This is a genomic window from Nocardia carnea NBRC 14403, from assembly GCF_000308515.1.
GTDB lineage: Bacteria > Actinomycetota > Actinomycetes > Mycobacteriales > Mycobacteriaceae > Nocardia > Nocardia carnea.
Map to the genome: position 1 here is coordinate 1 of NZ_BAFV01000081.1, position 308 is coordinate 308.

Genomic DNA, 308 nt, shown 5'->3' on the forward strand with positions numbered 1-308 from the left:
GCGCCCGCGCCTCGGTGAGCAGTCCGCTCGGATAGGCGAAGGACGCACTCAACACCGGGCCGTCGGCGCCGGAGTTGACGATGGCGTTGATATCGAGCACCGCGTTGGCGGGCATATCGCGATCCGCGTCCGCGTCCACCGGTCCCAGATCGGCGGTCGGCAGCCAGCCGAGTTCGGCCATTTCCGCCGGGATCTCACCGGCGGAGACACGGCCCAGATAGTTGAAGCTGATCTGTCCCGGCACCCGTTCCGGCAAGGCGTCGCCGGTTTCGGCGTTCAGGTACCGCAGCAGACCGTAGCCGAGTCCC

1 protein-coding gene is annotated in these 308 nt (G+C 68.2%); it reads right to left on the minus strand.

Annotated elements, in window-relative coordinates; all coding sequences use genetic code 11:
* Positions 1–308: hypothetical protein (locus ON22_RS26595; RefSeq protein WP_043740655.1), on the minus strand; the 308-nt coding region annotated here is incomplete at both ends.